Origin of the sequence: Paracoccus sp. NSM (genome assembly GCF_052379855.1) — a bacterium.
Taxonomy (GTDB): domain Bacteria; phylum Pseudomonadota; class Alphaproteobacteria; order Rhodobacterales; family Rhodobacteraceae; genus Paracoccus.
In genome coordinates, this window is the sequence record NZ_JBQTCG010000002.1 from 282397 (window position 1) to 307959 (window position 25563).

Annotated in this window: 25 protein-coding genes and 1 other RNA gene; 17 read left to right on the forward strand and 9 right to left on the reverse strand. The window is 67.1% G+C overall.

Features of this window, described 5'->3' with window-relative positions; all coding sequences use genetic code 11:
• Positions 1-90 precede the first annotated feature (90 nt).
• Complete coding sequence (locus ACTZWU_RS04525) at positions 91-465, forward strand: thiol-disulfide oxidoreductase DCC family protein (protein ID WP_444736163.1); 375 nt, start codon at positions 91-93, stop codon at positions 463-465.
• A 16-nt stretch (positions 466-481) separates the two neighbouring features.
• On the opposite strand, the gene ACTZWU_RS04530 is transcribed toward ACTZWU_RS04525, so the two are convergent.
• Positions 482-1063: a pyridoxamine 5'-phosphate oxidase family protein gene (locus ACTZWU_RS04530; protein ID WP_444736164.1), complete on the reverse strand. Its 582-nt coding sequence runs from the start codon at positions 1061-1063 to the stop codon at positions 482-484.
• A 186-nt stretch (positions 1064-1249) separates the two neighbouring features.
• On the opposite strand from ACTZWU_RS04530, the gene ACTZWU_RS04535 reads away from it, so the two are divergent.
• A complete protein-coding gene (locus tag ACTZWU_RS04535) occupies positions 1250-1783 on the forward strand; it encodes a CBS domain-containing protein (RefSeq protein WP_444736165.1) in 534 nt (177 codons plus the stop codon).
• Positions 1784-1952: 169 nt separating this feature from the next.
• Here ACTZWU_RS04535 and ACTZWU_RS04540 read toward each other — a convergent pair whose 3' ends face one another.
• Genes ACTZWU_RS04540 through ACTZWU_RS04550 form a run of 3 tightly spaced genes read right to left on the reverse strand, consistent with a single transcriptional unit; the run spans position 1953 to position 4313 of the window.
• Entirely contained in the window at positions 1953-3302 is a 1350-nt protein-coding gene (locus tag ACTZWU_RS04540) for a sensor histidine kinase (RefSeq protein ID WP_444736166.1), read from the reverse strand.
• The gene (locus ACTZWU_RS04545; RefSeq protein ID WP_444736167.1) at positions 3303-3962 is read right to left on the reverse strand and encodes a response regulator transcription factor; all 660 of its coding nucleotides are present in this window, start codon (positions 3960-3962) and stop codon (positions 3303-3305) included. It abuts the gene before it with no gap.
• 24 nt (positions 3963-3986) lie between these two features.
• Positions 3987-4313 (reverse strand): PepSY domain-containing protein, encoded by a 327-nt coding sequence (locus ACTZWU_RS04550; protein WP_444736168.1) that lies wholly within the window; start codon positions 4311-4313, stop codon positions 3987-3989.
• 114 nt (positions 4314-4427) lie between these two features.
• On the opposite strand from ACTZWU_RS04550, the gene ACTZWU_RS04555 reads away from it, so the two are divergent.
• The 3 genes from ACTZWU_RS04555 to ACTZWU_RS04565 are packed head-to-tail and all read left to right on the forward strand — an operon-like array spanning position 4428 to position 6400.
• Complete coding sequence (locus ACTZWU_RS04555; protein ID WP_444736169.1) at positions 4428-4988, forward strand: transferrin-binding protein-like solute binding protein; 561 nt, start codon at positions 4428-4430, stop codon at positions 4986-4988.
• Positions 4988-6031 (forward strand): hypothetical protein, encoded by a 1044-nt coding sequence (locus ACTZWU_RS04560; protein ID WP_444736170.1) that lies wholly within the window; start codon positions 4988-4990, stop codon positions 6029-6031. The genes ACTZWU_RS04555 and ACTZWU_RS04560 overlap by 1 nt, the downstream gene beginning before the upstream one ends.
• 30 nt (positions 6032-6061) lie before the next feature.
• Positions 6062-6400 carry a hypothetical protein gene (locus ACTZWU_RS04565; protein ID WP_444736171.1) on the forward strand — a complete coding sequence of 113 codons (339 nt, stop codon included), beginning with the start codon at positions 6062-6064 and terminating at the stop codon, positions 6398-6400.
• A 28-nt stretch (positions 6401-6428) separates the two neighbouring features.
• Here the strand turns inward: ACTZWU_RS04565 and ffs are convergent.
• An RNA gene (ffs, locus tag ACTZWU_RS04570) (signal recognition particle sRNA small type) lies at positions 6429-6525 on the reverse strand.
• A 74-nt stretch (positions 6526-6599) separates the two neighbouring features.
• Entirely contained in the window at positions 6600-8513 is a 1914-nt protein-coding gene (locus ACTZWU_RS04575; protein ID WP_444736172.1) for a bifunctional 2',3'-cyclic-nucleotide 2'-phosphodiesterase/3'-nucleotidase, read from the reverse strand.
• 226 nt (positions 8514-8739) lie between these two features.
• Between ACTZWU_RS04575 and ACTZWU_RS04580 the strand changes: the two genes are divergently transcribed.
• Positions 8740-9198, forward strand: coding sequence for a hypothetical protein (locus tag ACTZWU_RS04580; protein WP_444736173.1), 459 nt, complete (start codon positions 8740-8742; stop codon positions 9196-9198).
• A gap of 21 nt (positions 9199-9219) precedes the next feature.
• Here the strand turns inward: ACTZWU_RS04580 and ACTZWU_RS04585 are convergent, their stop codons facing one another.
• The gene (locus ACTZWU_RS04585) at positions 9220-10071 is read right to left on the reverse strand and encodes a prephenate dehydratase (protein WP_444736423.1); all 852 of its coding nucleotides are present in this window, start codon (positions 10069-10071) and stop codon (positions 9220-9222) included.
• Positions 10072-10195: 124 nt separating this feature from the next.
• Here ACTZWU_RS04585 and ACTZWU_RS04590 point away from each other — a divergent pair, with 124 nt between their 5' ends.
• The 11 genes from ACTZWU_RS04590 (at position 10196) to ACTZWU_RS04640 (ending at position 22982) form a co-directional block, all read left to right on the forward strand.
• A complete protein-coding gene (locus ACTZWU_RS04590) occupies positions 10196-10717 on the forward strand; it encodes a c-type cytochrome (RefSeq protein ID WP_444736174.1) in 522 nt (173 codons plus the stop codon).
• A 176-nt stretch (positions 10718-10893) separates the two neighbouring features.
• Positions 10894-12762: an extracellular solute-binding protein gene (locus ACTZWU_RS04595; protein ID WP_444736175.1), complete on the forward strand. Its 1869-nt coding sequence runs from the start codon at positions 10894-10896 to the stop codon at positions 12760-12762.
• Positions 12763-12857: 95 nt separating this feature from the next.
• Positions 12858-13934 (forward strand): microcin C ABC transporter permease YejB, encoded by a 1077-nt coding sequence (locus ACTZWU_RS04600; protein ID WP_444736176.1) that lies wholly within the window; start codon positions 12858-12860, stop codon positions 13932-13934.
• Positions 13934-15037 carry an ABC transporter permease gene (locus tag ACTZWU_RS04605; RefSeq protein WP_444736177.1) on the forward strand — a complete coding sequence of 368 codons (1104 nt, stop codon included), beginning with the start codon at positions 13934-13936 and terminating at the stop codon, positions 15035-15037. Before ACTZWU_RS04600 ends, ACTZWU_RS04605 begins: the two co-directional genes overlap by 1 nt.
• Positions 15034-16659, forward strand: a complete 1626-nt coding sequence (locus tag ACTZWU_RS04610; protein WP_444736178.1) for an ABC transporter ATP-binding protein — start codon at positions 15034-15036, stop codon at positions 16657-16659. Before ACTZWU_RS04605 ends, ACTZWU_RS04610 begins: the two co-directional genes overlap by 4 nt.
• A complete protein-coding gene (locus ACTZWU_RS04615) occupies positions 16656-17879 on the forward strand; it encodes a glycosyltransferase (RefSeq protein ID WP_444736179.1) in 1224 nt (407 codons plus the stop codon). Before ACTZWU_RS04610 ends, ACTZWU_RS04615 begins: the two co-directional genes overlap by 4 nt.
• 30 nt (positions 17880-17909) lie before the next feature.
• Positions 17910-19346 carry a cysteine--tRNA ligase gene (gene cysS / locus ACTZWU_RS04620; RefSeq protein ID WP_444736180.1) on the forward strand — a complete coding sequence of 479 codons (1437 nt, stop codon included), beginning with the start codon at positions 17910-17912 and terminating at the stop codon, positions 19344-19346.
• Complete coding sequence (locus ACTZWU_RS04625; protein WP_444736181.1) at positions 19343-20113, forward strand: squalene/phytoene synthase family protein; 771 nt, start codon at positions 19343-19345, stop codon at positions 20111-20113. The genes cysS and ACTZWU_RS04625 overlap by 4 nt, the downstream gene beginning before the upstream one ends.
• Positions 20114-20203: 90 nt before the next feature.
• Positions 20204-21073, forward strand: coding sequence for an ABC transporter permease (locus tag ACTZWU_RS04630; RefSeq protein WP_444736182.1), 870 nt, complete (start codon positions 20204-20206; stop codon positions 21071-21073).
• Complete coding sequence (locus ACTZWU_RS04635; RefSeq protein WP_444736183.1) at positions 21073-21888, forward strand: ABC transporter permease; 816 nt, start codon at positions 21073-21075, stop codon at positions 21886-21888. Before ACTZWU_RS04630 ends, ACTZWU_RS04635 begins: the two co-directional genes overlap by 1 nt.
• An 11-nt stretch (positions 21889-21899) precedes the next feature.
• Positions 21900-22982, forward strand: coding sequence for an ABC transporter ATP-binding protein (locus ACTZWU_RS04640; RefSeq protein WP_444736424.1), 1083 nt, complete (start codon positions 21900-21902; stop codon positions 22980-22982).
• A 13-nt stretch (positions 22983-22995) separates the two neighbouring features.
• Here the strand turns inward: ACTZWU_RS04640 and ACTZWU_RS04645 are convergent, their stop codons facing one another.
• Positions 22996-24333, reverse strand: a complete 1338-nt coding sequence (locus ACTZWU_RS04645; RefSeq protein ID WP_444736184.1) for a cytochrome P450 — start codon at positions 24331-24333, stop codon at positions 22996-22998.
• Positions 24330-25514, reverse strand: coding sequence for a hypothetical protein (locus ACTZWU_RS04650; protein WP_444736185.1), 1185 nt, complete (start codon positions 25512-25514; stop codon positions 24330-24332). The genes ACTZWU_RS04645 and ACTZWU_RS04650 overlap by 4 nt, the downstream gene beginning before the upstream one ends.
• Positions 25515-25563: the final 49 nt, after the last annotated feature.

Here is a 25563-nt window from a genome sequence, read left to right on the forward strand (position 1 = left end):
CGGGCGACCATAGCGCCCAGAGGTAAAGAACCCGTAAGCTGCGACATGCCGCCGGATGGAATTTCGCGCGCGCAGGCCCAATTTGCGGCGATGGAACAGAAGAACGACCTTGCCGTCCTCTACAACGCTGAATGCCCGATCTGCCGCCGCGAGATCGAGCATTACGCGGGCTATGCCGGTCGCAGGGGCCTGCCGATCCGCTTCGACGATCTGAACGGTTCGGCCTGCGCGGAATGGGGCCTCGATCCTGACGAGGCGGCCCGCCGCCTGCACGTGCTGCAGGATGGTCGGCTTCTGTCGGGCATACCCGCATTTCTGGCGCTGTGGCGGCGGATGCCGCGCTATCGCTGGCTGGCGCGGGTCGTCGGCCTGCCGGGGATCATGCAGGCGGCGACATTGGTCTATGACCATGCGTTGGCCCCTGCGATCCACGCCATGCATCGGCGCAGGCAGCGCAGGGGCTAGAGGTCGGGGCAGGGGATCAGGGTGCCAGCCACTGGCCCGCCCAGCCCGAGGCGGCCTCGTATCGTGCGCGCCGGTGCTGGCTGCCCAGGTGCAGCAGGTCCATCGCGATCAATCGGCAATCCAGCACCGCAAGCCGGGCCGGATCGGCCGGCTTGCGGTAATCCAGCGCCTCTGCGATGGGCTGACCGGGCGGCGGGGTCGTGCCGTAGCTGTGGCGCGTGACGTCCGGCAGAGCCTGCCAGATCGCCGCGACCGCATCGCCGTCGAGGATGCGGACCTCGGCTGAAAGGCGGATCTGCAACCGTGCCGAGGCGTCCCAGACATGCAGCGCGGCACGGGGATTGGCTCGGAGCGCGGCGACCTTGGCGGCCAGCAGATCGCTGTGGATCTCGACTCTGCCCGCTGCCCGGTCCGCGGCGCGCAGCACGACCATGCGCGTCTCGGGCCAGCCATCGGGCGAGATCGTGGCCAACGTGGGATGGCGTGCCGGGGCGCGGCGGTCAGCGACGCCACGCGACAGCGCAGTCCAGGCGCGGTCGGCAAGGCTGTCGAGTTCGGTCGCCCAGATCTCCTGACGGTCACGGGTGTTGTCGGTCATGCGGGGCTCCGGATTTCACGCGCCCGACCCTAGCCGCTGCTGTGCCGGGCGAAAGGGTTCATCGGGTCGCAGGCGCGGAACGACCGGCCGGGTCAATCCGCCGCGCCTCGCGGGACGATTAGCGCTTGATCGGAAGGGCGCGCGGCGCAACGCTGGTCGCGCAAGCCAGACAGAAGGAGCGCCGACATGGAGGCCGTCAAGGCGCGCAAGGGCGCCCGGATCGTTGATCGCCCGGAATATGCCACCAAGTTCGGCCCCCTGACCGGCCGCGCCGACAGCACCGTGTCCGAGGCCGTGGCGGCGATGAAGGCCCGTAATTACGGCTGCATCGTGATCACCGACACCGAAGGTCGCGTCGAGGGAATCGTCACCGAGCGCGATATCATGTTCAAGCTGGTGGCCCGGAACCTGAACCCCGAAAAGGTGCTGTTGTCCGAGATCATGACCCGCGAGATCCGCATGGCCAAGGAAACCGACAACGTGCTGGACTGGCTGCGGATCATGTCGAACGAACGCTTCCGCCGTCTGCCGGTCGTGGACGAGCAGGGGCGCCTGCAGGCGCTGCTGACGCAGGGCGATTTCGTCAGCTACACCTGGCCTGACCTGCTCTATCAGGCGGGCGGGCTGGCAAAGGCGACGATCCTCGGACAACTGCATCTGGTGGTGATCGGGTGTCTTGCCTTCGTCCTCGCATTGGTCGCGCTGCTGACGCTTGGCTGATCTGGCGCGGCTGCGCGTCGCGCCGCCGGACAGCACGGGGGCCCCTCGGCGCTTCGGCATCGGGGCTTCCGCTTGAGCCGAGGCGTCTTGACCGGGATGTCGTGCGGCCAGCGCTGATCGGCCAGCCTGGCGAGCGGTGCGCGGGTCCGCGCGTGGGCGTGGGGCCGCATTACGGGTTGGCGATGGCCGGCAGGTTCATCGTTACCTCGAAACCGATGACGGTTGCGCCGTCGGTCAGGTTCTCAAGATGCAGCTTGCCGCCATGCGCGCCGACCACGGTTTCGGCAAGGGCCAGGCCGATGCCGTGACGGCCGGCCCCCGGATCGGTGCTGACACCACGCGCGGTCAGATGGGCGAGCACTGCCTCGGGCACGCCCGGTCCGTCATCGCGCACCCGCAGCACGATCCCGGCCCCGGCTCGTGCAGCGCAGAGCAGCACCTGGCTGCGGGCGTGGCGCTGCGCGTTCTCGACGACACTGCCGAGGGCCTCGATCAGGTCGGTCTCGTCGATGGCCACGTCGAGGCCCGGCGGGATGTCCATTGTCAGGGAAATCGCCTGCGCCCTCGCGGTGCGGGCCAGCACGCGGGCGACCTTGGCCGCAGCCTGAGCCAGCTCGGCCCGCCCGCCGCTGCCGATCCGGGCGCGGGCCAGTTCCGCGTCGACCCGGTCCCGGACCGAGCCGGCAATATCTTCGATGGCCTCGGCCGCGCCCGTGTGCCCCGCCGCGCGCAGACGACCGGCCTCGCCCATCAGCGCCTGAAGGGGGGTCTTCAGCGTATGGGCCAGATCAACCGCCCGCGTGCGCGCCCGTGCGATCCGGGCGTCGCGGTCGTCCAGCAGCGCGTCGATGGCCTCGGCCAGCGGGCGCACCTCGGAAGGCTGTCCGGAACCCAGCCTCGGGCGGGCGCCGCTTTGCACTGCCGTGATCTGCTGGCGGACTCGTGCAAAGGGGCGCAGGCCCACCCAGACCTGTGCGGCGACGCCCGCCAGCATCAAGCCGCCGAGGATCAGCAGAAAGGGCAGCATGTCGCGCGCGAACTGCGCCTGGGCCTCGTCCAGGGCGGCGCGGCTTTCGGCCACCGTCACCCGCAGCGGCTCTGGCGGTGACCCGATGGTGAGACTGCGATCCAGCACCAGAAGGCGCTGATCGTCCGGCCCGTCCAGTTCGAATTGCGCCGTCGCGCCCGGCCGGGGCGCGTCTTGAGGCAGCGCGAGATCCGCATCCCAGAGAGAGGCCGAGCGATGGATCTGCCGTCCGACCTCTATCTGCCAGTAAAGCCCGGAATAGGGCTGCAGATAGCGTGGATTGCCGCCGATCCCCGGCGCGGGCGCCAGGCCCGGATTGTGACGGTCGAGCCCCGCGACCAGGGCCGCAGCGCGATGCTCCAGCTCTGCCACCGTCAGGCGCGTCACCTGCCGGTCGAACAGGATCGTCAGTCCGCCGGCAAAGGCCGCCAGCAGCGCTGCGATCCCGATCGCCGACAGGACCTGGAGCCGCCATCGGATGGAGCCCGCCATTCAGCCCTGCTCCAGATGATAGCCGAAGCCGCGCCGCGTCGCGATGACGCCCGCACCCAGCTTGCGACGCAGGCGCGCGATCACTGCCTCGACCGCATTCGCCTCGCGCGAATCCTGGTCGCCGTAAAGATGCTCCAGCAGTTCCGAGGGCGTCACGACCCGCGCGCCTGCATGGGCGAGATAACTGACGAGGCGGTATTCCAGCGGTGTCAGATGAACAGGCTGGCCGGCGACGGCAACGGTCTGGCGGGTTGTGTCCAGTTCCAGCGCACCGATGGTCAGGCGTGGGCTGGCATGGCCGGTGCTGCGCCGCACCAGGCTGCGGGCGCGGGCGACCAGTTCCTCCATGTGAAAGGGCTTTGGCAGGTAGTCGTCGGCGCCCGCGTCGATCCCCTCGACCCGTTCCATCCAGCTGCCGCGCGCGGTCAGGATCAGGACCGGCGCGCCCATCCCCTCGGCACGCCAGCGGCGCAGGATGCTCAGCCCGTCCATGCGCGGCAGGCCCAGATCCAGCACGATGATGTCGTAATGCTCGGTCCCGCCGGCGAACCAGGCGGCTTCGCCATCGGCGCAGCGCTCGACATGAAAGCCGCTGCGGGCCAGCGCATCGGTCAGGTCGGCGGCGATCTTGTCGTCATCCTCGACGATCAGGCAGCGCATGGCGTCGTCAATCTCCGTCTTCTGCTAGTCTTCGTCGCCTGCACCATATTCGATTTCAAGCACCCGTCCGGTGGCGGCGTCGATCTCGACCTCGAAGACATGGCCGTCCGGCCCGATCAGATCGAATTCGTAAACGAGAAGCCCCTCTTCCAGCTCCAGCTGGATCTCGATGATCTCGCCTTCGGCCGTGTCGCGCAGGATGTCGAGGATCTGCTCCAGCGGCAAGATGCGACCGTCGCGGACGGCTGCGCGCGCAAAGGCCGCGTCCAGCCCGTCCTCGGTCTGAAGCGGAGGAAGAGGCGCCGCGATCGCGGGCATCGTGCCGAGGATGAAGGCGAAAAGACGCAGCATGGGTCCCTTCCTAGCGCAGCGACGCTGACAATTCCCTGACAGCGCCCGTCAGGATGCTGTCAGCCAGAGTATGAAATAGCGGCTCCGACGACATGCAATCTCAGGAGAATGACCATGGTCAAATACATGATGCTGGGCGGAATGATGGCCCTGGCGGCGTGCAGCGGCAGCGGCGGCAGCGACAATCCGGTCGCGGAATATGCCGAGGACGCCGCCCGCGCGGAGCGGATCATCGACGACACCGAACGCCTGAACGGCACCTCGGCCGCCGCGATGCCCGTTCGCGGACGTGCTGAATATGACGGTGTCGTCGGGCTGGCCTTCGGCGGTGCGCCCGCCTCGCTCGAGCGGGCCGAGATGATCGGCGAGCTGGACCTCGACGCCGATTTCGGCACCGGAACGATCAGCGGCGAGATGGATGACTTCAACACGCGCGACGGACGCAAGCTGGAAGGCGAGCTGCGGATCAGCGATGGCCGCATCACTGGCTCGGGCTTTTCGGGCGCCACGTCGGGCGCGCTGACCGGCGGAAGCGATGCGCCGGGCCGGATTGATGCGACCTTCAGCGGCGAGTTCCTCGGCAGCGACGCGGACGCGATTGCCGGAACGGGCAGCGGCATCAGCGCCGGCGGCAATGTCGGTCTCGTTTTCCGCGGCCTGCGCGACCGCGATTGATGCACCGCCTGCTGCGTCGCACCGGCCCTGCCATCCTGGCCGTGATGCTGGGCCTCTGCGCCACCGGCGCGGGGGCGCAGGATGCCCGGCTGGCGCTGGATCAGGGCCAGGCCGACCTTGCATTGTTCGCGCTGACGCGGACCGAGGCCCGCATTTCGCCCTTGGGCGAGGCGCTTCTGGCGTTGCAGGGCTTCCGGCATGACCCGGCTGGCCCGCGCCTGCAACCGTTGTCCCAGGGGCGCGCGCTGGTGCCGGTGCTTCGGCGCGGCAGCAACGTCAATGGCGGCATCCCCTCGGACCGTATCACGATCGGCGGGCTGCCCTTCCGCGTCCACGAGGATTCGCGCGCCAAGGCCGGCATTCTTGTCGGCCTGCGTCATTCCGGCTGGCAAAGCCTGTCCTGGGGTCGCGCGGCGCGGCTGCGGCTGGCCCATGCCACCACGGTGGAGGCCGAGCCGACCCATGGCTTCCACCGTCTGTCCATCACCTCGCGGGCCTGCGCCGACCGGCCCATAGCGGACTGGACATGGGCCGAGGGTTGCCTGAGGGCTCTGCACGAGAATGACAGCGTCGATGCCGAGACCAGCCTGACCGGGCAGGTCGGCCTCAAACGGCTGTTTCAGTCCCCGATCGGCGTTCATCAGGCACAGGCCACGCTGTCCCGAACCCGGCAGGACAGCCATGACAAGGATGTGTTTCAGATCTCGGCCTTGTCGCTGACCAAGGTAGGACTTGTCGGCGTGGATCTGGTTGTGGGCGAGGATGTGCCGGGCCAGAACACGCTGCGCCACCTTGCCGCGATCAGTTGGACCGGCCCCGTGGCGGGGCGGACCGTGACACTTGGCATCTCGCAGGCCCGAACCGGAGGGGCTGTGATCTTCGGCACTCCGCGCGACGACCGGACCACCCGTCTCTCTGCCGAGATGCCGGTCGGCAAGTTCGACCTCGGCACCTTCGTCGAGCGCCGCCGCTCGACCATCGCAGCCTTTGATGGCACCGATGCAGGCGTTACCGTCGGCTTGCGTTTCAGTCTGCTGAAGTAAGTCCGCGCCGAGCAGCGGCTCGCGGCCCCGATGCTTTTCAGTGATCTCGCTCTGCAAGGGCGTGTTGTCGCGTTTGGTCGAATCCGCCTCGATCATCTCGGCGCAATGGCGCTTGGCGACGTGCGCATGCAGAACCTTTGCGGAGCTTTCCATCTGGGCGAGCTTGGCGTGGGCTTGTTCGATCTGTCCGAGGAACTCGTTGATCATCCGATGCGCCTGCGCATCACGTTCACGCGGTTTCGGCTACAGATCGGTGGCGACAAGCTCTCGGAGATTCTCCGGCGCGCTAACCCGGCGGTCAACTTTTCTCGGACCTGCGTTTTATGGCCGCCCAAATGCGCGGGTAGCAGCCGAGGATCGGGCGAATGACTTTGAAAACGTGCGCTTGGGGGGCGAGGGTGAGAGGCTGGACAACGACCCAAGCGGGGCTCGTTACGGCTGCTTCCTTCCGGACCTGACCGGGTTGGCGAGGCGCCTGCCCGCGCCAACCTCTCGACACATCACTTAGGACGAAACCGCGTGGGTTGCAACCCGTGGTCTTGCGTTTGCCGCTGGTCTTGCCGGCCTCTTACAGCAGGATGCGGATCAGGCGGAAGCCGTCGGGCGTCACGCCCGCGCATTCGGCATCGTGGGACAGCACGTCCTCGGGCCGCGCCAGGGGTGAGGTCGGCAGCAGGGCGCTGCTGCCCGGCTGCGCCACGAAGCGCCAGGCGGGCGTATCGGATGGGGCGACCTGCCGGCGCCTGTGGATATAGGCGCGCAGCACGTCGCGGGACAGAAGGTCGTTTTTCATCAGGACCGGCCGGTCACGGACCAGCGGGCTGAACAGGCCGCAACTGGCCAGCCGGTAGGTGTTCGTGGCCAACACGAAGGGCGCGTCGGCCTCGATCGGGCGGCCTCGGAAGGTCAGGTCGGTGACGCGGCGCGATCGGGGGTCGGCCAGGCTGCCATCCACGCGGTAGCGCGCCGGGCGCGACAGGTCGATCTGCCAGCGCAGCCCGTCGATCATGTCGAATTGATAGGCCGGGAAATCCGGGTCCAGAAGCGCGATATTCGTGGCCCCCGGCGGCACGCGCGCGAACAGGCTGACCGAACGCTCCAGCCACTCCGCCACATCGGAACCCGTCATCAGGATCGCCGCGATCCGGTTCGGAAAGGCATAGAGCGCCGAGACATGGCGCAGGTTCAGCGCGCCGGGCGGGATATGGGTGAAATGATCCGGACCGGCGCGGCCTCCGGCGCGAAAGGGGGCGGCGGCCGACAGGATCGGCAGGTCCTGCCAGCGCGTTCCCTCCAGCGCGTGCCGCACATGCCAGCGCTGCGCCTGACAGATCAGCCGTAGCCCCGCATCCTGGCCCAAAAGCGTCAGATGGCTGGACAGCGTCACCGTCGAGCGCCCGATGCGGCTGCCCAGATGGCGGCGCGTGGCCTGATGGGCGCGCATCAGCGGGCGCGTGACCTCGGGCGCGGCGGGCAGGGCGGGGTCCACGGCCTCGCAGCGGACCGTGAAGCCGGTCACCTCCAGCCGGGGGGCAGCGCCCGCGTCCGGAACCAGCGTCAGGTCGAGGTCGATCACGCCAAGATGCGAGCCGCCGAAACCGGGCATGACGGCGGGCTTGCCAGCCAGCGTGCCGGCCACCGGGTCGATGCCCGGGCCGGGGCGGATATGGGGGCCGGGAAAGACCTCGTGCGTATGCCCGGCGATCACCGCGTCGATGCCGGGCAGGGCCGCCAACGCGGTCGCGGCATGTTCCATCCGGGGCGAGGGCTCCACCGCGCCAATGCCGCTATGGGCCAGCGCGATGACGATCTGCGCCCCTTCGGCGCGCATGGCCGGCAGGGTGGCGCGGGCGGTCTCGACGATGTCCTCGCAGGATATGGCGCCGGTCAGGTCCTGGTCCCAATCCACCGTCTGGGGCGGCAGGAAGCCGATCACCCCGATCGTGATGGCGTGCGGCGCGCCGTGCTGGTCCGCGATCCGGCGGCTGATCAGCGTCCAGCGCGCCGGGCCCTGATGCATCCGCAGATTGGCCGCCAGAACCGGAAAGCGGGCTCGGGACAGGGCCTGTCGCAGGCCCGCCAGCCCGTAGTTGAAATCGTGATTGCCAAGTGCTGCCGCGTCATAGCCAAGCGCGTTCATCGCGGCGATGGCGGGATGGGGCGCCGCACGTCCGCCGCGCGGGGGGCGGGCCGCCATGTCGCCCATGGGCGAGCCCTGCAGGAAATCGCCATTGTCCAGCAGCAGGCAGGCAGGCGCCTCGGCACGGCGCGCGGTAATCAGGCTGGCGGTCCGGGCCAAGCCGAGGCGCGGGCTGGGTTGGCCCGTCAGGTAATCATGGGGCAGCAGGTGCATATGCACGTCCGATGTCGCAAGCACACGCAGCGACAGGCGCGGCACCTCGGACGACGACCCGGGCCGCGTTCGGTCCCCGGGAGGGGTGGCCTCTTGCGTGGGGCTTGCGATGTCGCTGCTTTCGGTCATGCCCTCATTAAGGCCAGCAGCGTCCGAAAAACAACCGTAGATTGTGTCTCCCGCCCGACGGTTCCGCCGCATCAGTGGCTTTGGCGCAACGCAGGTCGATTGCGCAAAGCCGGGGCAAATAAGCGCAAATCCTGCCGAGCCTGTTGAACCTTTGACGCAAAATGGACTATCCACGATCAGAGGCCGGAACGTCTCTGGCGTCGCCGTCACGATATGCAGGCTGTTTATGAAGTTCTCGACGCGAATCGATACCGATCTGGCTGCCGAACAACTGTTCGACATGGTGGGCGATTTCGACGCGCTCGAGCGGACGCTGATCGGGCGGGGCGCAAGCGTGAAGCGCATCGATCCGGCGCAGGATCCCGGCATCACCATGGGCTGGAAGATCGGTTTCGACTGGCGCGGCAAGGCGCGCAGGCTGCTCTTGGTGGTCAACCGCTTCGACCGCCCCGAACAGATCGCGATGGCCGGCAATTCCGATGCGCTGGACATCACCGTCAAGGCGACTTTCGTGGCGCTCAGCCGGACCAAGTCGCGGCTGATCTTCGAGACCGAGCTGAAGCCCCGCAACATGCGCGCGCGGCTGATGATGCAGACCGCCAAGCTGGGCAAGGCGCAGCTTGACCGCCGCTATGCGCGCCGGATCGAGGAATATGTCCGCAGCGTGACCGGCGCCGCCGTCTGAACCCGCCTGGCCCTGCGGGGCCTATTCCGCCGGCAGCCGCTGGCTTTCGCGCAGCGGATCGGCGGGATAGGTGCCCAGCACCGTCAGCATAGAGGTGAAATAGCCCAATTCCTCCAACGCGCGCCGGACATTGGCGTCGTCGGGATGGCCCTCGATATCGGCATAGAACTGCGTCGCGGTGAAGACGCCGTCCACCATGTAGCTTTCCAGCTTGGTCATGTTCACGCCGTTCGTCGCGAACCCGCCCATCGCCTTGTAGAGCGCGGCGGGGATGTTCCTGACGCGAAAGACGAAGCTGGTCAGCATCTGCTCGGCCCGGCGGCTGTGATCGGGGGCGGGCGCCATGATCAGGAAGCGCGTCGTGTTGTTCTGGCGGTCCTCGATCTGGTCGGCCAGCCGTTCCAGCCCGTAGATCTCGGCCGCCAGCGGCGCGGCCAGCGCGGCCAGCGACGGATCGCCGCGCCGGGCGACCTCGGCGGCCGATCCTGCCGTGTCGGCGCCGGTGATCGTGCGGATCCCGTGCTGGCGCAGGAAGCCCCGGCACTGGCCCAGAAGGACCGGATGGCTCATCGCCTCGCGCACCTGGTCCAGCCGCGTGCCGTGAGGCGCCAGCAGGCTGATATGGACGCGCACGAAGGCCTCGTCGATGATGTGCAGCCCGGATTCCGGCAGCAGGTGGTGGATATCGGCCACCCGGCCATAGGTCGAGTTCTCGACCGGCAGCATGGCCAGGTCAGCCTCGCCGCCGCGCACGGCCTCGATCACGTCCTCGAAGGTGCGGCAGGGCAGAACCTCCATCCCCGGGCGGGCGGCGTTGCACGCCTGATGGCTGTAGGCGCCCGGTTCCCCCTGGAAAGCGATGCGATTGGTCAACATGACGCGGCCCCGAATGGTCGAATTTTGACTGTCCGGCGGTAACTATACCTTGATCCTTGAAAGCGAAAGCGGATAGATACGCCACGACTTGACGAGCTTACCAAGGCGGGGACCGCACGCGATGTTTGACACCATGACCCTGACCAAGGCAGCCGGCGGCTTTATCGGCGCCCTGCTTTTCCTGATGCTGGCCGGTTGGGGTGCCAGCGAGCTGTATCGCGTCGGTCACGACCATTACGGCGACGAAGAGGTCGCCCAAGCCTACACGATCCCCGTTCCGGAAAGCGACGGCGCCGCCGAGGCCGAAGTCGTCGAGGTCGATTTCGAGGCGCTGATGGCCTCGGCCGATCTGGCCCAGGGCGAGCGTGAATGGGCCAAATGCCGGTCCTGCCACCAGCTGAACGGCAGCGATGGCGTCGGCCCGCATCTGAACGGCGTCGTGGGCCGCGACAAGGCTTCGGTCGCGGGCTTCAACTATTCCTCGGCCGCGCAGGGCATGCCCGGCGTCTGGGAACCCGAGAACCTGTTCGACTTCATCGCGAATCCGCGCGGCTACATGCCCGGCACCTCGATGAGCTTTGCGGGCATCCGCGACGACCAGGCCCGCGCCAGCCTGATTGCCTTCCTGGCAAGCAATCCCTGATAGCGCGCTTCCCGCTGACATTGTGACGCGCGTCCCTCGGGGCGCGCGTTTTTCATTATGCGCAATGGCTTGCGGGCAGGGGTTGTCGGGCAGGGCAGGGCCGGGCGCTCACGAAAACGCGGCTTGATCGGCGGGGGCCTGCTGCCCTAGCCTTCCCCAGCCTTAAGGAGAGTTTCATGCGCCAGAACGCCCTGACCGCCGCCTTCCTGTCCGCGATGCTTGGCCTGACCGCCCCCGGCAGCGCCCTTGCCCAGCAGGACGAGGGGGTGACGCGCGCGCATGGAATCGCCATCTTTGACGAATTGCGGCTGCCGCCCGATTTCTCGCATCTGCCTTATGTGAACCCGGATGCGCCCAAGGGCGGCGAGATGTCGCAGGCGATCCCGAATTCGACGGGTTTCGACAATTACAATCCCTTTACCTTTCGCGGGCGGGCTGCGGCTCTGTCCTCGGTCATGCTGGAATCGATCCTGACCGGCACCGCTGACGAAATCGGCGCGGCCTATTGCCTGCTGTGTGAAAGCCTCGAATACCCGGAAAGCCGCGATTGGGTCATCTTCAACCTGCGCCCCGAAGCGCGCTTCAGCGACGGCACGCCCCTGACCGCGCATGACGTGCTGTTCAGCTACGAGACCCTGCGCGACCAGGGCCTGTCCAGTTTCCGCATGGTGCTGGCCCAGCAGGTCGCGGGGGCCGAGGTTCTGGACGATCACCGCATCCGCTTCGATTTCACCCCAGATTATCCGCGCCGCGACCTGATCCAGTCGGTCGGCGGCCTGCCGATCTTCAGCCGCGCCGATTTCGAGGCGAATGACCGCAACCTGGAAGAGACGTCGCAGGTGCCCCTTGTCGGCTCTGGTCCCTATGTCTTTGACCGCGCCGACACAAACCGCTTTGTCGTTTATCGCCGCAACCCTGATTACTGGGGCGCCGATCTGCCGATCAATCGCGGGCGGCACAATTTTGACCTGATCCGCTATGAATATTTCTCGGATTACGACGCCGCGTTCGAGGCCTTCAAGGCCGGCGTCTATCATTTCCGCCGCGAGGTCAGCAGTCGCAGCTGGGCGACTGGCTACGATTTCCCCGCGATCAACAATGGCTGGGTCCTGCAAGAGACGCTGCCCGACGGCACCGTCGCCTCGGGGCAGTCATGGGTGCTGAACCTGCGCCGCCCGATCTGGCAGGATGCGCGTGTGCGTCAGGCGATCGGGCTGATGTTCAACTTCGAATGGTCGAACGAGGCGCTGTTCTTCGGCCTCTATGATCGGGTCGAAAGCTTCTGGGACAACAGCGATCTCAAGGCGATGGGCGCGCCTTCGCAGGCCGAGCTGGCGCTGCTGGAGCCTCTGGCGGGCGATCTGCCCGAGGGCATCCTGACCGAGGATGCCGTGACCGCCCCTGTCAGCGGCGAGCGTCAGCTTGATCGCGGCAACCTGCGCCGCGCCGCCGCCCTTCTGGACGAGGCAGGCTGGACCACCGGCCCCGACGGGATGCGCCGCAACGAGGCCGGTCAGGTCCTGCGGCTTGAGATCCTGAACGACAGCCAGACCTTCGACCGCGTGATCAACCCCTTCGTCGAGAACCTGCGGACGCTTGGCATCGACGCCCGTAACAGCCGCGTGGACAATGCCGAATACGAGAACCGCAAGCGCAGCTTCGATTTCGACATGATCGGCGCCCATCTGGGGCAGTCCGAAATTCCCGGCTCGGGGTTGCAGCAATATTTCGGCTCGGCCGCGGTTGGTGATGCGTTCAACGTGGCGGGCGTGGCCAATCCCGCCATCGACCGCCTGATCGCCCATGTCGAGGCTGCCGCGACCCGCGACGAGCTTCTGCCCGCCGTCCATGCGCTGGACCGCGCGCTTCGCAGCCTGCATTTCTGGGTGCCGCAATGGTTCAACCCGAACCATCTGGTCGCCTATTACGACCTGTATGGCCGGCCCGAAACCCTGCCGCCCTATGCCTTGGGCGAGATGGATTTCTGGTGGTTCGACGAGACCAAGGCCGAGGCGTTGCGCGCGGCGGGGGCAATCCGGCGCTAGGGCAATGCGCTTGATTTCCGGGCACGGAAGACCGACAAGGCGGATCAACCAGACGACCCGCCAAGGGGTCGCGACCTGAAAAGGGGCAGGGAAAGATGGGCGCCTATATCCTGCGGCGTTTGCTGCTGATCATCCCGACCTTGTTCGGGATCATGCTGGTGAACTTCACGCTGACCCAGTTCGTTCCGGGCGGCCCGATCGAACAGATCGCCGCCCAGATCCAGGGCGAGGGCGACGTCTTCCGCAACATCTCGGGCGGGGGCGCCGAGGCGGGCCAGCAGGCGCCCTCGGGTTACGAGGGCGCGCGGGGCCTGCCGCCCGAATTCATCGCCCAGCTGGAACGCGAATTCGGGTTCGACAAGCCGCCGGTCGAACGCTTCTTCCAGATGCTGTGGAACTACCTGCGCTTTGATTTCGGCACGTCCTGGTTCCGGTCGATCAGCGTCGTGGATCTGGTGATCGAGAAGATGCCCGTCTCGATCACGCTTGGCCTCTGGTCCACGCTGATCGCCTATCTCATCTCGATCCCGCTCGGCATCCGCAAGGCGGTGCGCGACGGCTCGCGGTTCGATACCTGGACCTCGGGCGTGATCATCATGGCCTATGCGATCCCGGCCTTCCTGTTCGCTGTGCTGCTGATGGTCTTGTTCGCCGGCGGCAGCTATTGGCAGATCTTTCCCCTGCGCGGGCTGACCAGCGAGAATTTCGCGGACCTCACGCTGTGGGGCAAGATCAAGGACTACGCCTGGCACGCGGCCCTGCCTGTGACCGCCGCGACGATCAGCAGCTTTGCCACGCTGACGCTGCTGACCAAGAACAGCTTTCTGGACGAGATCAACAAGCAATATGTCATCACCGCCCGCGCCAAGGGCCTGACCGAGGGCCGCGTCCTATACGGCCACGTCTTCCGCAACGCGATGCTGATCGTGATCGCGGGCTTTCCGGCGATGTTTCTGGGCGTGTTCTTCGGGTCGTCGATCCTGATCGAGACCATCTTTTCGCTGGACGGCCTTGGCAGGCTTGGCTTCGAGGCCGCCGTGCAGCGCGACTATCCGGTCATCTTCGGCACGCTCTATGTTTTTGGTCTGATGAGCCTTGTCGTCGGCATCCTGTCGGACCTGATGTATGTCTTCGTCGATCCGCGCATCGACTTTGAAAAGAGGGCGGGCTGATGGCCATGTCCGAACTGAACCGCCGCCGCTGGCGCAATTTCCGCAACAATGGCCGCGCCTTCTGGTCGCTGGTGATCTTTGCGGTCCTGTTCGTCGTGGCGATGCTGGCCGAGATCGTGGCCAATGACAAACCCATCGTGGTGCGCTTTCAGGGCGAGCTTTACTGGCCGGCCTACAACTTCTACCCCGAGACCGCCTTTGGCGGCGATTTCGGCACCGAGGCCGTCTATCGCGAGGCCGAGGTGCAATGCCTCATCGTCTCGGGCGGGCGCGAGGATTGCTGGGACGACCCCGAAGGCTTCATGGCCGATGTCCGCGCGGGCCTGACCGATGTGCCGGTGGCCGAACAGGGCTGGATGATCTGGCCGCCGATCCCCTATCACTACCGCACGATCAACAATGTCGGCACCGCGCCAAGCGCGCCCGACGCCAACCACTGGCTGGGCACCGACGACACCGCGCGCGACGTGACGGCGCGGGTGATCTACGGCTTCCGCACCTCGATCCTGTTCACGCTGATCGTGACGGTGATCGCATCCACCATCGGCATCGCGGCGGGCGCGATCCAGGGCTATTTCGGGGGCCGGACCGATCTGGTCTTTCAGCGCGTGCTGGAAATCTGGGCCTCGACGCCGGGGCTATACGTCATCATCATCCTGTTCGCGATCCTCGGGCGCAGTTTCTGGCTTTTGGTCTTTGTCACCATCCTGTTCGGCTGGCCCGCGCTGGTCGGCGTCGTCCGGGCCGAGTTCCTGCGGGCGCGCAATTTCGAATATGTCCGCGCTGCCCGCGCGCTTGGGGTCAGCGACCGCAAGATCATGTTCCGCCACATCCTGCCCAATGCGATGGTGGCCACGCTGACCATGCTGCCCTTTGTCGTGACCGGCACGATCAGCGGGCTGGCGGCGCTGGATTACCTTGGCTACGGGCTGCCCGCCGGATCGGCCTCGCTTGGGGAAATGGCGCTTCAGGCCAAGCAGAACCTTCAGGCGCCCTGGCTGGCCTTCACCTCGTTCTTCACCTTCGCGATCATGCTGTCGCTTCTGGTGTTCATCTTCGAGGGCATCCGCGACGCCTTCGACCCGCGAAAGACCTTCCGATGAGCGATCAGCCCACCAGCGCCCCGCAGCCCGGCCCGGTACTGTCGGTCAGCGATCTTCGCATCGGCTTCCGGTCCGAGGGCCGCGTCCATCAGGCCGTGCGCGGTGTCAGCTTCCAGATCGCGCGGGGCGAGACCGTCGCCATCGTGGGCGAATCCGGCTCGGGCAAGTCGGTGACGGCCTTGTCCACGGTGCAGCTTCTGGGCGCCTCGGCCCTGGTCGAAGGGTCGGTGAAATATGGGGGACAGGAACTGGTCGGGGCGCCGGAAAAGCTGCTGCGCCAGATCCGGGGCAACGACATCAGCTTCATCTTTCAAGAGCCGATGACCTCGCTCAACCCGCTGCACACGCTGGAAAAGCAGCTGGCCGAAAGTCTGGCGCTGCATCAGGGCCTTTCGGGTGCTGCTGCACGGGCGCGGATCGTCGAGCTTCTGACCCGCGTGGGCATCCGCGACCCGGAAAGCCGGCTGGCCGATTATCCGCACCAATTGTCGGGCGGGCAGCGCCAGCGTGTGATGATCGCAATGGCGCTGGCGAACGGTCCCGAATTGCTGATCGCGGACGAGCCGACGACCGCGCTGGACGTGACCATTCAGGCGCAGATCCTGGATCTTCTGGCGGAACTCAAGGCCGCTGAGGGGCTGTCGATGCTGTTCATCAGCCATGATCTGGGCATCGTGCGCCGGATCGCGGACCGGGTCTGCGTGATGAAGGACGGCGAGATCGTCGAACAGGGCCCGGTCGAGGCGATCTTTGCCGACCCTCAGCACCCCTATACGCAGAAGCTGCTGGCCGCCGCGCCGCAGGGTCTGGCCGAGCCGATTCCCGCCGACGCGCCGGTTCTGGTCGAGACGCGCGACGTGCGGGTCTGGTTTCCGATCCAGCGCGGGCTGCTGCGCCGCACGGTCGGGCATGTGAAGGCCGTGAACGCCGCCAGCCTGACCCTGCGCGCGGGCGAAACCCTTGGCATCGTGGGCGAGTCGGGCAGCGGCAAGACGACGCTGGCGCTGGCCGTGATGCGGCTGATCGAAAGCCAGGGGCCGATCCTCTATATGGGGCAGGACATCTCGCGGTGGGGCGGCAAGCAATTGCGCCGCCTGCGCCGCGACATGCAGATCGTGTTCCAGGACCCCTATGGTAGCCTCAGCCCCCGCATGACGGTCGAGCAGATCATCGCCGAAGGTCTGGGCGTCCACGGGGTCGAGCCGGGCCGCGACCGCCGTCAGATGGTCTCCGAGATCATGGCCGAGGTCGGGTTGAACCCCGATCTGATGCACCGCTATCCGCATGAATTCAGCGGCGGCCAGCGCCAGCGCATCGCCATTGCCCGTGCGATGATCCTGCGCCCCAAGGTCGTGGTGCTGGACGAGCCGACCAGCGCGCTGGACATGACGGTGCAGGTCCAGATCGTGCAGCTTCTGCGCGGGCTTCAGCGCAAATACGGGCTGGCCTTCCTGTTCATCAGTCACGACCTGCGCGTCGTGCGCGCCATGTCGCACAAGATCATGGTCATGCGCGCGGGGGACGTGATTGAACAGGGCGACACGGCGCAGATCTACGATGCGCCGCGCGAGGATTACACCCGCGCGCTTTTGGCCGCAGCCTTTCCCGTCGCGGCGGAATGAGGATCCTTTTCATTCACCAGAACTTTCCGGGCCAGTTCCCGCATCTGGCCCCGGCGCTGGCCGCGCGCGGCCACGAGGTTCTTGCTCTGACCGATGAGAAGAACCAGCGCCCCAGCCCCGTGCAGACCCTGCGCTACAAGGCGCCCGAGCTTGTCGCGGGCGCGAGCGCGCTTGGCCGGACCTATTCCGACTATGCCGAACGCGGTCTGTTGGCGGCGCGGGGGGCGCGGGCGCTGCGTGACCGGCACGGCTTTTCGCCCGACATCGTCATCGGCCATCCCGGCTGGGGCGAGACGCTGTTCCTGCGCGAGATCTGGCCCGAGGCGCGGCTGCTGCTTTACGCCGAGCTGATGTATCGCACGCGCGGCCATGACGTGGGCTTCGACCCCGAGATCAGCCCCGACCGCGACGAGACGCGGTTCCTGACCGTCGCGCGCTCGGCCCATTTGGTGCAGGCGATGGTGCAGGCCGATGCCGCCATCGCGCCGACCCGCTATCAGGCGGACAGTTTCCCCCCCGAATTGCGCGGCAAGATCACCGTGATCCATGACGGGATCGACACCGACCGCGTCAGGCCCGATCCCCAGGCCAGCCTGACCCTGCCCTCGGGGGAGGTGCTGCGGGCGGGCGACGAGGTGCTGTCCTACGTTTCGCGCTCGCTTGAACCCTATCGCGGCTTTCACACCTTCATGCGGGCCTTGCCCAAGGTGATGGCGGCCCGGCCCGGCGCGCAGGTGGTGATCGTGGGCGCCGAGGGGGTGAGTTATGGCGGCGCCCCGGCGGACGCGCCCAGCTGGAAGGCCAAGATGCTGGCCGAGCTTGAGGGGCGGCTGGACCTGTCGCGCCTGCATTTCCTGGGCCGCGTGCCTTACGCCGATTACCTGTCGCTGTTGCAGCTGGCGCGGGTGCATTGCTATCTGACCTATCCCTTCGTGCTGTCCTGGTCGCTGACCGAGGCGATGGCGGCGGGCGCCTATGTCGTGGCTTCGGATACCGAGCCCGTCCGCGAACTGATCCGCGACGGCGAGAACGGGCGGCTGGTCGGCTTCTTCGACCGCGAAGGACTGGCGGCGGCGCTGATCCGCGCGCTGGCGGGGGACGCTGAGGCAGGACGCCTACGCGAGGCCGCGCGGGACACGATTCTTGATGGCTATGACCTGCGCGCCGATAGCCTGCCGCGCCAGATTGCCTGGGTGGAAAGCGGCGGGACGATGCGCTAAGCCTGCCCGACCTGACGCAAGAGGCCCCAGATGGTGCAGATCCGCCTGACCAATACCCGCACGCGCCGGAAAGAGGATTTCCAGCCGATCGACCCGAGCAATCTGCGCCTCTATCTCTGCGGGCCGACCGTCTATGACCGCGCCCATCTGGGCAATGCGCGGCCCGTGCTGGTCTTTGACGTGCTGGTGCGGCTGCTGCATCACGTCTATGGCCGCAAGGCCGTGACCTATGTGCGCAACTTCACCGACGTGGATGACAAGATCAACGCCGAGGCGCAGCGCCGCAAGGCCGCAGGCTCGGCCCTGTCGCTGGAGGCGCTGGTGGCCGAGCGTTCGGACGAGACCATCGCCTGGTATCACGCCGACATGGATGCGCTTGGCGCGATGCGCCCCCATATCCGGGGCGAGGTGACGCCCCTGGCCGAGCCACGCGCCACAGCCTATATCGCGCAGATGATCCAGATGAACCTGGACCTGATCGCACGCGGCCATGCCTACGAGGCCGAGGGGCATGTCCTCTTTGACGTGCGGTCCTTTCCCGATTACGGCAAGCTGTCGGGCCGGTCTGTCGATGACATGATCGCGGGCGCGCGGGTCGAGGTCGCGCCCTTCAAGCGCGACCCGATGGATTTCGTGCTGTGGAAGCCCTCGGATGACGAATTGCCGGGCTGGGACAGCCCATGGGGTCGGGGGCGTCCGGGCTGGCATATCGAATGCTCGGCCATGTCGGCGGCGCTGCTGGGGCCGTCCTTCGACATCCACGGCGGCGGCATCGACCTGCAATTTCCCCATCACGAGAACGAGATCGCGCAAAGCTGCTGCGCCCATCCCGCCGAGGGTTTCGCCCGCTACTGGCTGCATAACGAGATGTTGCAGGTCGAGGGCAAGAAGATGTCCAAGTCGCTTGGCAACTTCTTCACCGTCCGCGACCTTCTAGATCGCGGCGTTCCCGGCGAGGTGATCCGCTTCGTGATGCTGTCCACGCATTACCGCAAGCCGATGGACTGGACCGAGGCCAAGGCCGCCGAGGCCGAAGCTGTGCTTCGGCGGTGGCGAGGGCTTGTTGCGGGCATCGAACCCGCAACAAGCCCGGCGCCCGCGCTGGTCGAGGCGCTTGCCGACGACCTGAACACGGCGGGCGCCTTTGCTGTGTTGCACGATCTGGCGGCGCGGGGGGATGCGGCGGGGCTTGCCGCCTCGGCGCGGATGCTGGGGCTGCTGCTGCCTGAGATGGGCGATTGGGCCGAGGCAGGCGACGCGGTGGCGGCGCGGATCGGCGCGCTGCTCGAGGCTCGTGCCGAGGCGCGCAAGGCCCGTGATTTTGCCCGCGCGGACGCTATCCGCGAAGGCTTTGTCGCTGCCGGGGTCGAGGTCAAGGATACGGGCGCCGGTTCGGAATGGGCGCTGGCCGCCGGGTTTGACGCTGACGCGCTGGAAGCTCTGGCCCGCGCGCAGGGCCTCGCATGACCCTCGAAGCCTGCACCGAGACGCTGCGCGAGCATGACCCCCTGCGGTTCGGCGCCAGCCTGGTGGCCGAGCCGGCGGACCGGCCTGCCCTGATCACGCTTTACGCGCTGAACCTCGAGATCGCGCGGGCGCCGTTCCAGTCGGCCGAGCCGATGTTGGCCGAGATGCGGCTGCAATGGTGGGTGGACCGCTTGGCCGAGATGGGGCGCGGCACCGCGCCGCCGCTGCATGACGTGCTGACCCCCCTCTGGGAGGTCTGGGGCTCTGACGCGGGCGCGCTGGAGCCTCTGGCCGAGGCACGCAGGCGCGATTGCGCGCGCGAGCCTTTTGGAAGCCCCGCCGAGGTGATCGCCTATGTCGATGCGACGGCGGGCGGGCTGGTCTGGGCGGCGGCCTCGCGGCTGGGCGCGCCCGAGAGCACGCGCGAGATCGTCGCGGCGCAGGCGCGGGGGGCGGGGCTGGCCGCCTGGCTGCGCGCGCTGCCGCAATTGCAGCCGATGGGGCTTGGGCTGGCAGATCCGCGGCCCGGCGATCTGACGCTCTTGGCCGAGGCTGCCCGCGACGGGCTTCGCATGGCTGCGCGGATGCATCGCAAGCTGCCCAAACGGGCGGCAGCGGCGCTTTATCCCGGCCCCCGCGTGCCGCGCCTTCTGTCCGAGATCGCGGCAGGTCGCATCGACGCTTTCACCGAAGTTCCCGCGATTTCCGCCTTTCAGCGCCGTGCCTCGCTGGCCCGTCTGGCGGTCACGGGGCGTTGGTGGCGGTGAGAGGGTGCAAAAAGGCTCTTTTCCTGCCGCGCGTGCTATGTGAGGAATTGACGGGCAGGTCGCGCGCGCGGCCATGATGGCGGGGGGATGATGGCCGGACGCAGACTTGATGCCGAGGGGCGGGCAGGGCTTGCCCTGATTTCGCCGCCGCTTCTGTTCGCGCTGCTGATCCTTGCGGCGCCGCTGCTGACCATCCTGGCGACCAGCTTCCTGACCGACGGCTATCTCGAGATCATCCGCGAGCTTACGCTGGCGAATTACGCCCAGGTCTTTACCGATCCCATCGTTCGGGTCGTGATGCTGCGCTCGCTTGGCGTGGCGGCGATGGTGACGCTGGTGACGGTCGTCCTGGCCTTTCCGGTCGCCTATTACGTCAGCTTTCACGTCCGCCCCGAACGCAAGGCGATGTGGCTGTTCCTGATCACGATCCCCTTCTGGACCAGCTACCTGATCCGGGTCTTCCTGTGGAAGGTGATCCTGGGCTTCAACGGCGTGGTCAACACGACGCTGACGGGTCTGGGCATCATCGACGCGCCGCTGACCTTCATCCTCTACAACGTCAATTCCATCGTGATCACGCTGGCCCATGCCTATGCGCCCTTTGCGATCCTGCCGATCTTCATCGCGCTGGAAAAGATCGACCGCTCGCTGCTGGAGGCCGGACGCGATCTGGGCGAGAGCCGCCTGATGACCTTCTGGCGCGTCACGCTGCCGCTTGCGATGCCGGGCGTGATCGCGGCGGTGCTGATCGTCTTCATCCCGACCATCGGTGATTACGTCACCCCCGAGGTGATCGGCGGCGGCAAGATCCCGATGATCGCAAACCTGATCCAGGTGCAAATGCTGGCGCTGGACAACCGGCCGCTTGGCTCGGCGCTGGCCGTGACGACCATGCTGATCGTGGCCCTGGTCAGTATCCTGTTCCTGGCGCTGAACCGCCGATTCCTGAGGGGGCGCTGATGAAGGCCAATTCCGGGCGCGGCCTTCAGGCCTATGTGATCCTCTATCTGCTGTTTCTCTATGCGCCGATCCTGCTTCTGCCGATCTTCGCCTTCAATACGGGAACGGTGATCGCCTTTCCGTTGCAGGGCTTCACAACCGAATGGTTCGCGCAGATGTGGGGCAATGCGACGCTGCGGCGGGCGCTGTCGAATTCGCTGACCATCGCGGTCTCGGCATCGATTCTGGCGACCTGTCTTGGGGTTTTCGCCGCCCGCGCCTCGACGCGCTATGTCTTTCCGCTGAAGGGCGGGTTGATGGGCTTCATCATGCTGCCGATGGTCCTGCCCGAGATCATCGTCGCGATGTCGCTGCTGGTCGTGCTGCTGGGCATGGGGGTGCAGCTGTCGATCCTGACGGTGATCGTGGGGCACACGCTGATCTGCATGCCCTATGCGATCGCTGTCCTGTCCACCGCCTTCTCCAGCCTGGACCGCAGCCTGGAGGAAGCCGCCTATGATCTGGGCGAGACGAAATGGGGCGCATTCCGGCTGGTCACGTTGCCCTTGGTCATGCCGGGCATCATCAGCGCACTTCTGATCAGCTTCACGATCAGCCTGGACGAGTTCATCATCGCCTTCTTCCTGGCGGGGAACGAGCCGACGCTGCCAACCTATATCTTCAGCCAGCTGCGCTTTCCGCGCGCGATCCCCGTCATCATGGCCCTTGGGACGGTGCTGGTGATCCTGTCGATCGCGCTTCTGGCGCTTGGCGAATATTTCCGCCGCCGGGGCAATGCCCGCATCGGCGGCAAGCCCACCGGAGGGTTGCTGTGACCGAAAAGCCGATGATCCAATGCCACGGCGTCCACAAGTATTACGGCGATTACCACGCCCTGCGCGGGATCGACCTGACCATCCGCGCGGGCGAGTTCTTTTCGCTTCTGGGGCCGTCGGGCTGTGGCAAGACCACGCTTCTGCGGACCATCGCGGGGTTTGAAGGCATCAGCGACGGCGCCATCCTGATCGACGAGAAGCGGATGGACGAAGTTCCGGCCAACAAGCGGCCCACCAATATGGTGTTCCAGTCCTATGCGATCTTTCCGCATCTGAGCGTGGCCGAGAACGTAGCCTTCGGCCTGCGCCGCGATCCTCGGTCCAAGGCCGAGAAGGCCGCAGCCGTGGAAGAGGCGCTGGCCATGGTCGGCCTGCGTGGCTACGGGGCGCGGGCGGCGCATGCGCTGTCGGGGGGCCAGCGGCAGCGTGTCGCGCTGGCGCGTGCGCTGATCCTCAAGCCCAAGGTTCTGCTGCTGGACGAGCCGCTTTCCGCGCTGGACCGCAAGATGCGCGAACAGATGCAGGTCGAGCTGATCAAGCTGCAACGCCAGGTCGGCATCACCTTCGTTCTGGTCACGCATGACCAGGAAGAGGCGCTGGTCATGTCCGACCGCATCGCCGTGATGTTCGAGGGCGAGATCGCGCAGATGGACAGCCCCGAGGCGCTGTATGCGCGCCCCGCCACGCGCCGTGTCGCGGATTTCATCGGGGTGATGAACTTCCTGCCGGTGACGATCCTGTCCGAGGACGGGCAGGGCGCGCTGGTCGATGTGGCGGGTCTGGGGCAGATCCAGATCCCCGCCGCCCAGATCAGCCGCGCCAGCCCCGATGATGATGGCCCCAGCATCGGCTTCCGCCCCGAGACGATGACGCTGGTGCCCGCCGGTCAGACCCATAACCAGCCCCGCGAATCCGAGGCGACCATCGACGAGGTCGTCTATTACGGCGACATGACCTATTACGACCTCCGGCTGGACGGGGCGGGCAAGGTCGTCCGCATCTCGATGCGCAACGTCTTTGGCCGCGACGTGCAAGAGGTGGGCACGCGCACCCGGCTGGCCTGGTCCCCCGGGTCTCTGATCCTGTTCCGTTAGGCCTTGAGGGCGGTCAGGATCGGGGGGTCAGGCTCAGCCAGATCCCGTCCGCCGCCCGGATCGTCAGCCGCGCCACGGGGCGGGGGCGCTTTTCCGTGACCTCCATCCGGTGCGCGCCTGCGATGGCAGCCAGCATGACCGGCCCCTCGACCATGGCAAGTCCCGCGCCGGGGCAGGCGCGGGGGCCTGCGGAAAAGGGCAGATAGGCCTGCCGCGCGCTGGCCTTGGCTTCGGGCGTTTCCCAACGGGCTGGGTCGAAATCGTCGGGGCGGTCCCACAGGCGCTGGTGGCGATGCAGATGCCAGGGCGAAATCGTCAGCTGCGCCCCTTTCGGCACGTCACGGTCGCGGAAGCGTTCGGGCCGCGTCGCCTCGCGCGCAAACATGGCGACGGCGGGATAAAGCCGCAACGCCTCGCGGAACACCGCCCGGCTGGCCGTCAGCCGCGAGACGCAGGCGAAATCATGGTCCAGCAGGGCGGCCTCGGCGGCGACGCGATCCTGCCATTCGGGATGCTCGGCCAGAAGCCACAAGGCCCATGCCAGGACCGAGGCGCTGGTCTCGTGCCCGGCCAGAAACAGCACCGCGACCTGGTCGATCATCTCGGCCTCGGTGAAACAGGCGCCGGTCTGCGGATCGGGCGTCGTCATGATCTTGGTCGCCAGATCGTCGGGCGCGGTCCCCGCCCGGATCGCCGCCATGCGATCCGCGACCAGCCGCGCGATCAGGCCACGGATTCGGCCCGCCGTCTGGCGCGTGCGGCGCGAATGGGGGCGAGGCAGCCAGCGCGGCAGGGGCAGCAGCGCGGCCAGATTGACCAGCGGCTGCGCCTCCTGATGGTCGCGGAAGGCCGAAAACACCTCGGACGCGATGCCATGTTCGACCGGGATCGAGAACAGGCTGCGAAAGATCACATCCGCCGCCGCATGGGCCGCCTGGGGTTCGATATCGACGGCGCCTTGCGGCAGGCGGGCGGCGGCGGCGCGGGCCGCGTCGAGGATCGCGGCATAGCTGTGCCGGACGCGCCCGCCTTCAAAGGCCGGGTCGATGATGCGGCGCTGATGCGCCCAGTCCTCGCCATTCGAGATGAAGACCCCGTTGCCCAGCAGCGGCGTCAGCCCTTCGCGCATCCGGTTCGATTTCGGGAAATCTTTGGGTCGTTCCTGAAGAATTATCTTCAACAGGTTGGGATCGTTGCAGAAAAAGCTGTGGATCAGTGGGTTGCGAAACTCGGCCATCCAGGCGCGGTAAAGACGTTCGGGCAGGGCGGCCAGAAGGTCGCTGCGAAAACCGCGCATCAGACCCAGCAGCGTGCCGCGCCCCTCGGCGCCGCGGGGGCGGGGCGCGGTCATGGCCTTGCGCCGACGGGTCGGGTGATGCGCGCGGGCGAGGGTTTGCGGCCCGCGAAACGCTGTGCCAGTGTCTGCGGGCCGGCGGTGATGGCGAAGTAGTCGTAATCGCCGGGCCGGTCGAAGGCGCAGAGATACTGGAAATGCAGCCGGAACCAGCGGTTGCGGATCTCGTGCTGCTTTTCCGGCGACAGGGTCTGCGTATAGGCGGCCGAGATGACCAGCGGCCAAAGCTGCCCGTCGCCCCCTGCGCCGCAGACCGCGACGGGATCGCAAAGCGCGAAACAGCAGGCATCGCCCGGCGCGGTCACGTCCAGCCAGAAGATGTCATCGCGCCGCGACAGCCAGGCCAGATCCTCGCGCAGCCGTCCCGCATCGGGCAGGAAGGCCGCCATTGGCACGACATGGCCAAGCGTCAGCAGCGACAGGTCCGGCCCCGCCGGACGCCCCGCGCGCAAGAGATCGGCCAGAAGCGACACGGCCAGATAGGCGCCCGAGGAATGGCCGACGACCAGAACCTCGTCCAGATCCTCGGCCAGAACCTCGGTCAGGCGGGTGCGGAATTCGGCCAGCCGATCCTCGAGCGCCTGCGGATAGGCGCCGCGATGATCGGCCGTAAAGGCGTAATCATGCATCAGGTAATAGGCGAAAAGCCTGTGATCCAGCCGCCGGCCCAGGATCAGGATGCCGCAGAAGGCGGCCAGCCCGGCCAGAAGCCCGGCCCAGACCCCGGCAAGCGCCGCCATCGCCCAGCCCGCCAGAAGCCCCGCCAGCACGGCCAGCAGGAACTGCACCGACAGGACCGCGATCGGATAGAGCGCCGCGATGACCGGCCCGCGCCTGAGCCGCATCAGCCGCGACAGCGTGCCGGTGGCGATATAGGTCCATGCGGTGCGGACAAGCTGGGCATAGGTGCCGGGAATGCCCGCCCGCATCGAGGCCTGCACGATGTCGGACCAGACCAGAACCTCGATCCGGGTCTCGGCTTCGGCCTCGGCCATGTGCGATGCCACGGCCCATGAGAAACGCTGCTGTTCGGGGCCGGGCGGCAGCATCTTCAGCACATGGCCCGAGATCCGCGCCTGTTCCGCGCCCTCGCGCCGATAGAGTTCGCGGTAGCGGCGCGGCGGGATCGGGTCAAAGCCCGGCAGATACAGCACGCGGCGGCGGAAGGGGCGGGTCATCCGAAGGGCCTTTCTGTCGCCCCGCAGAATAGAGCCTGCGCCCCGCGCG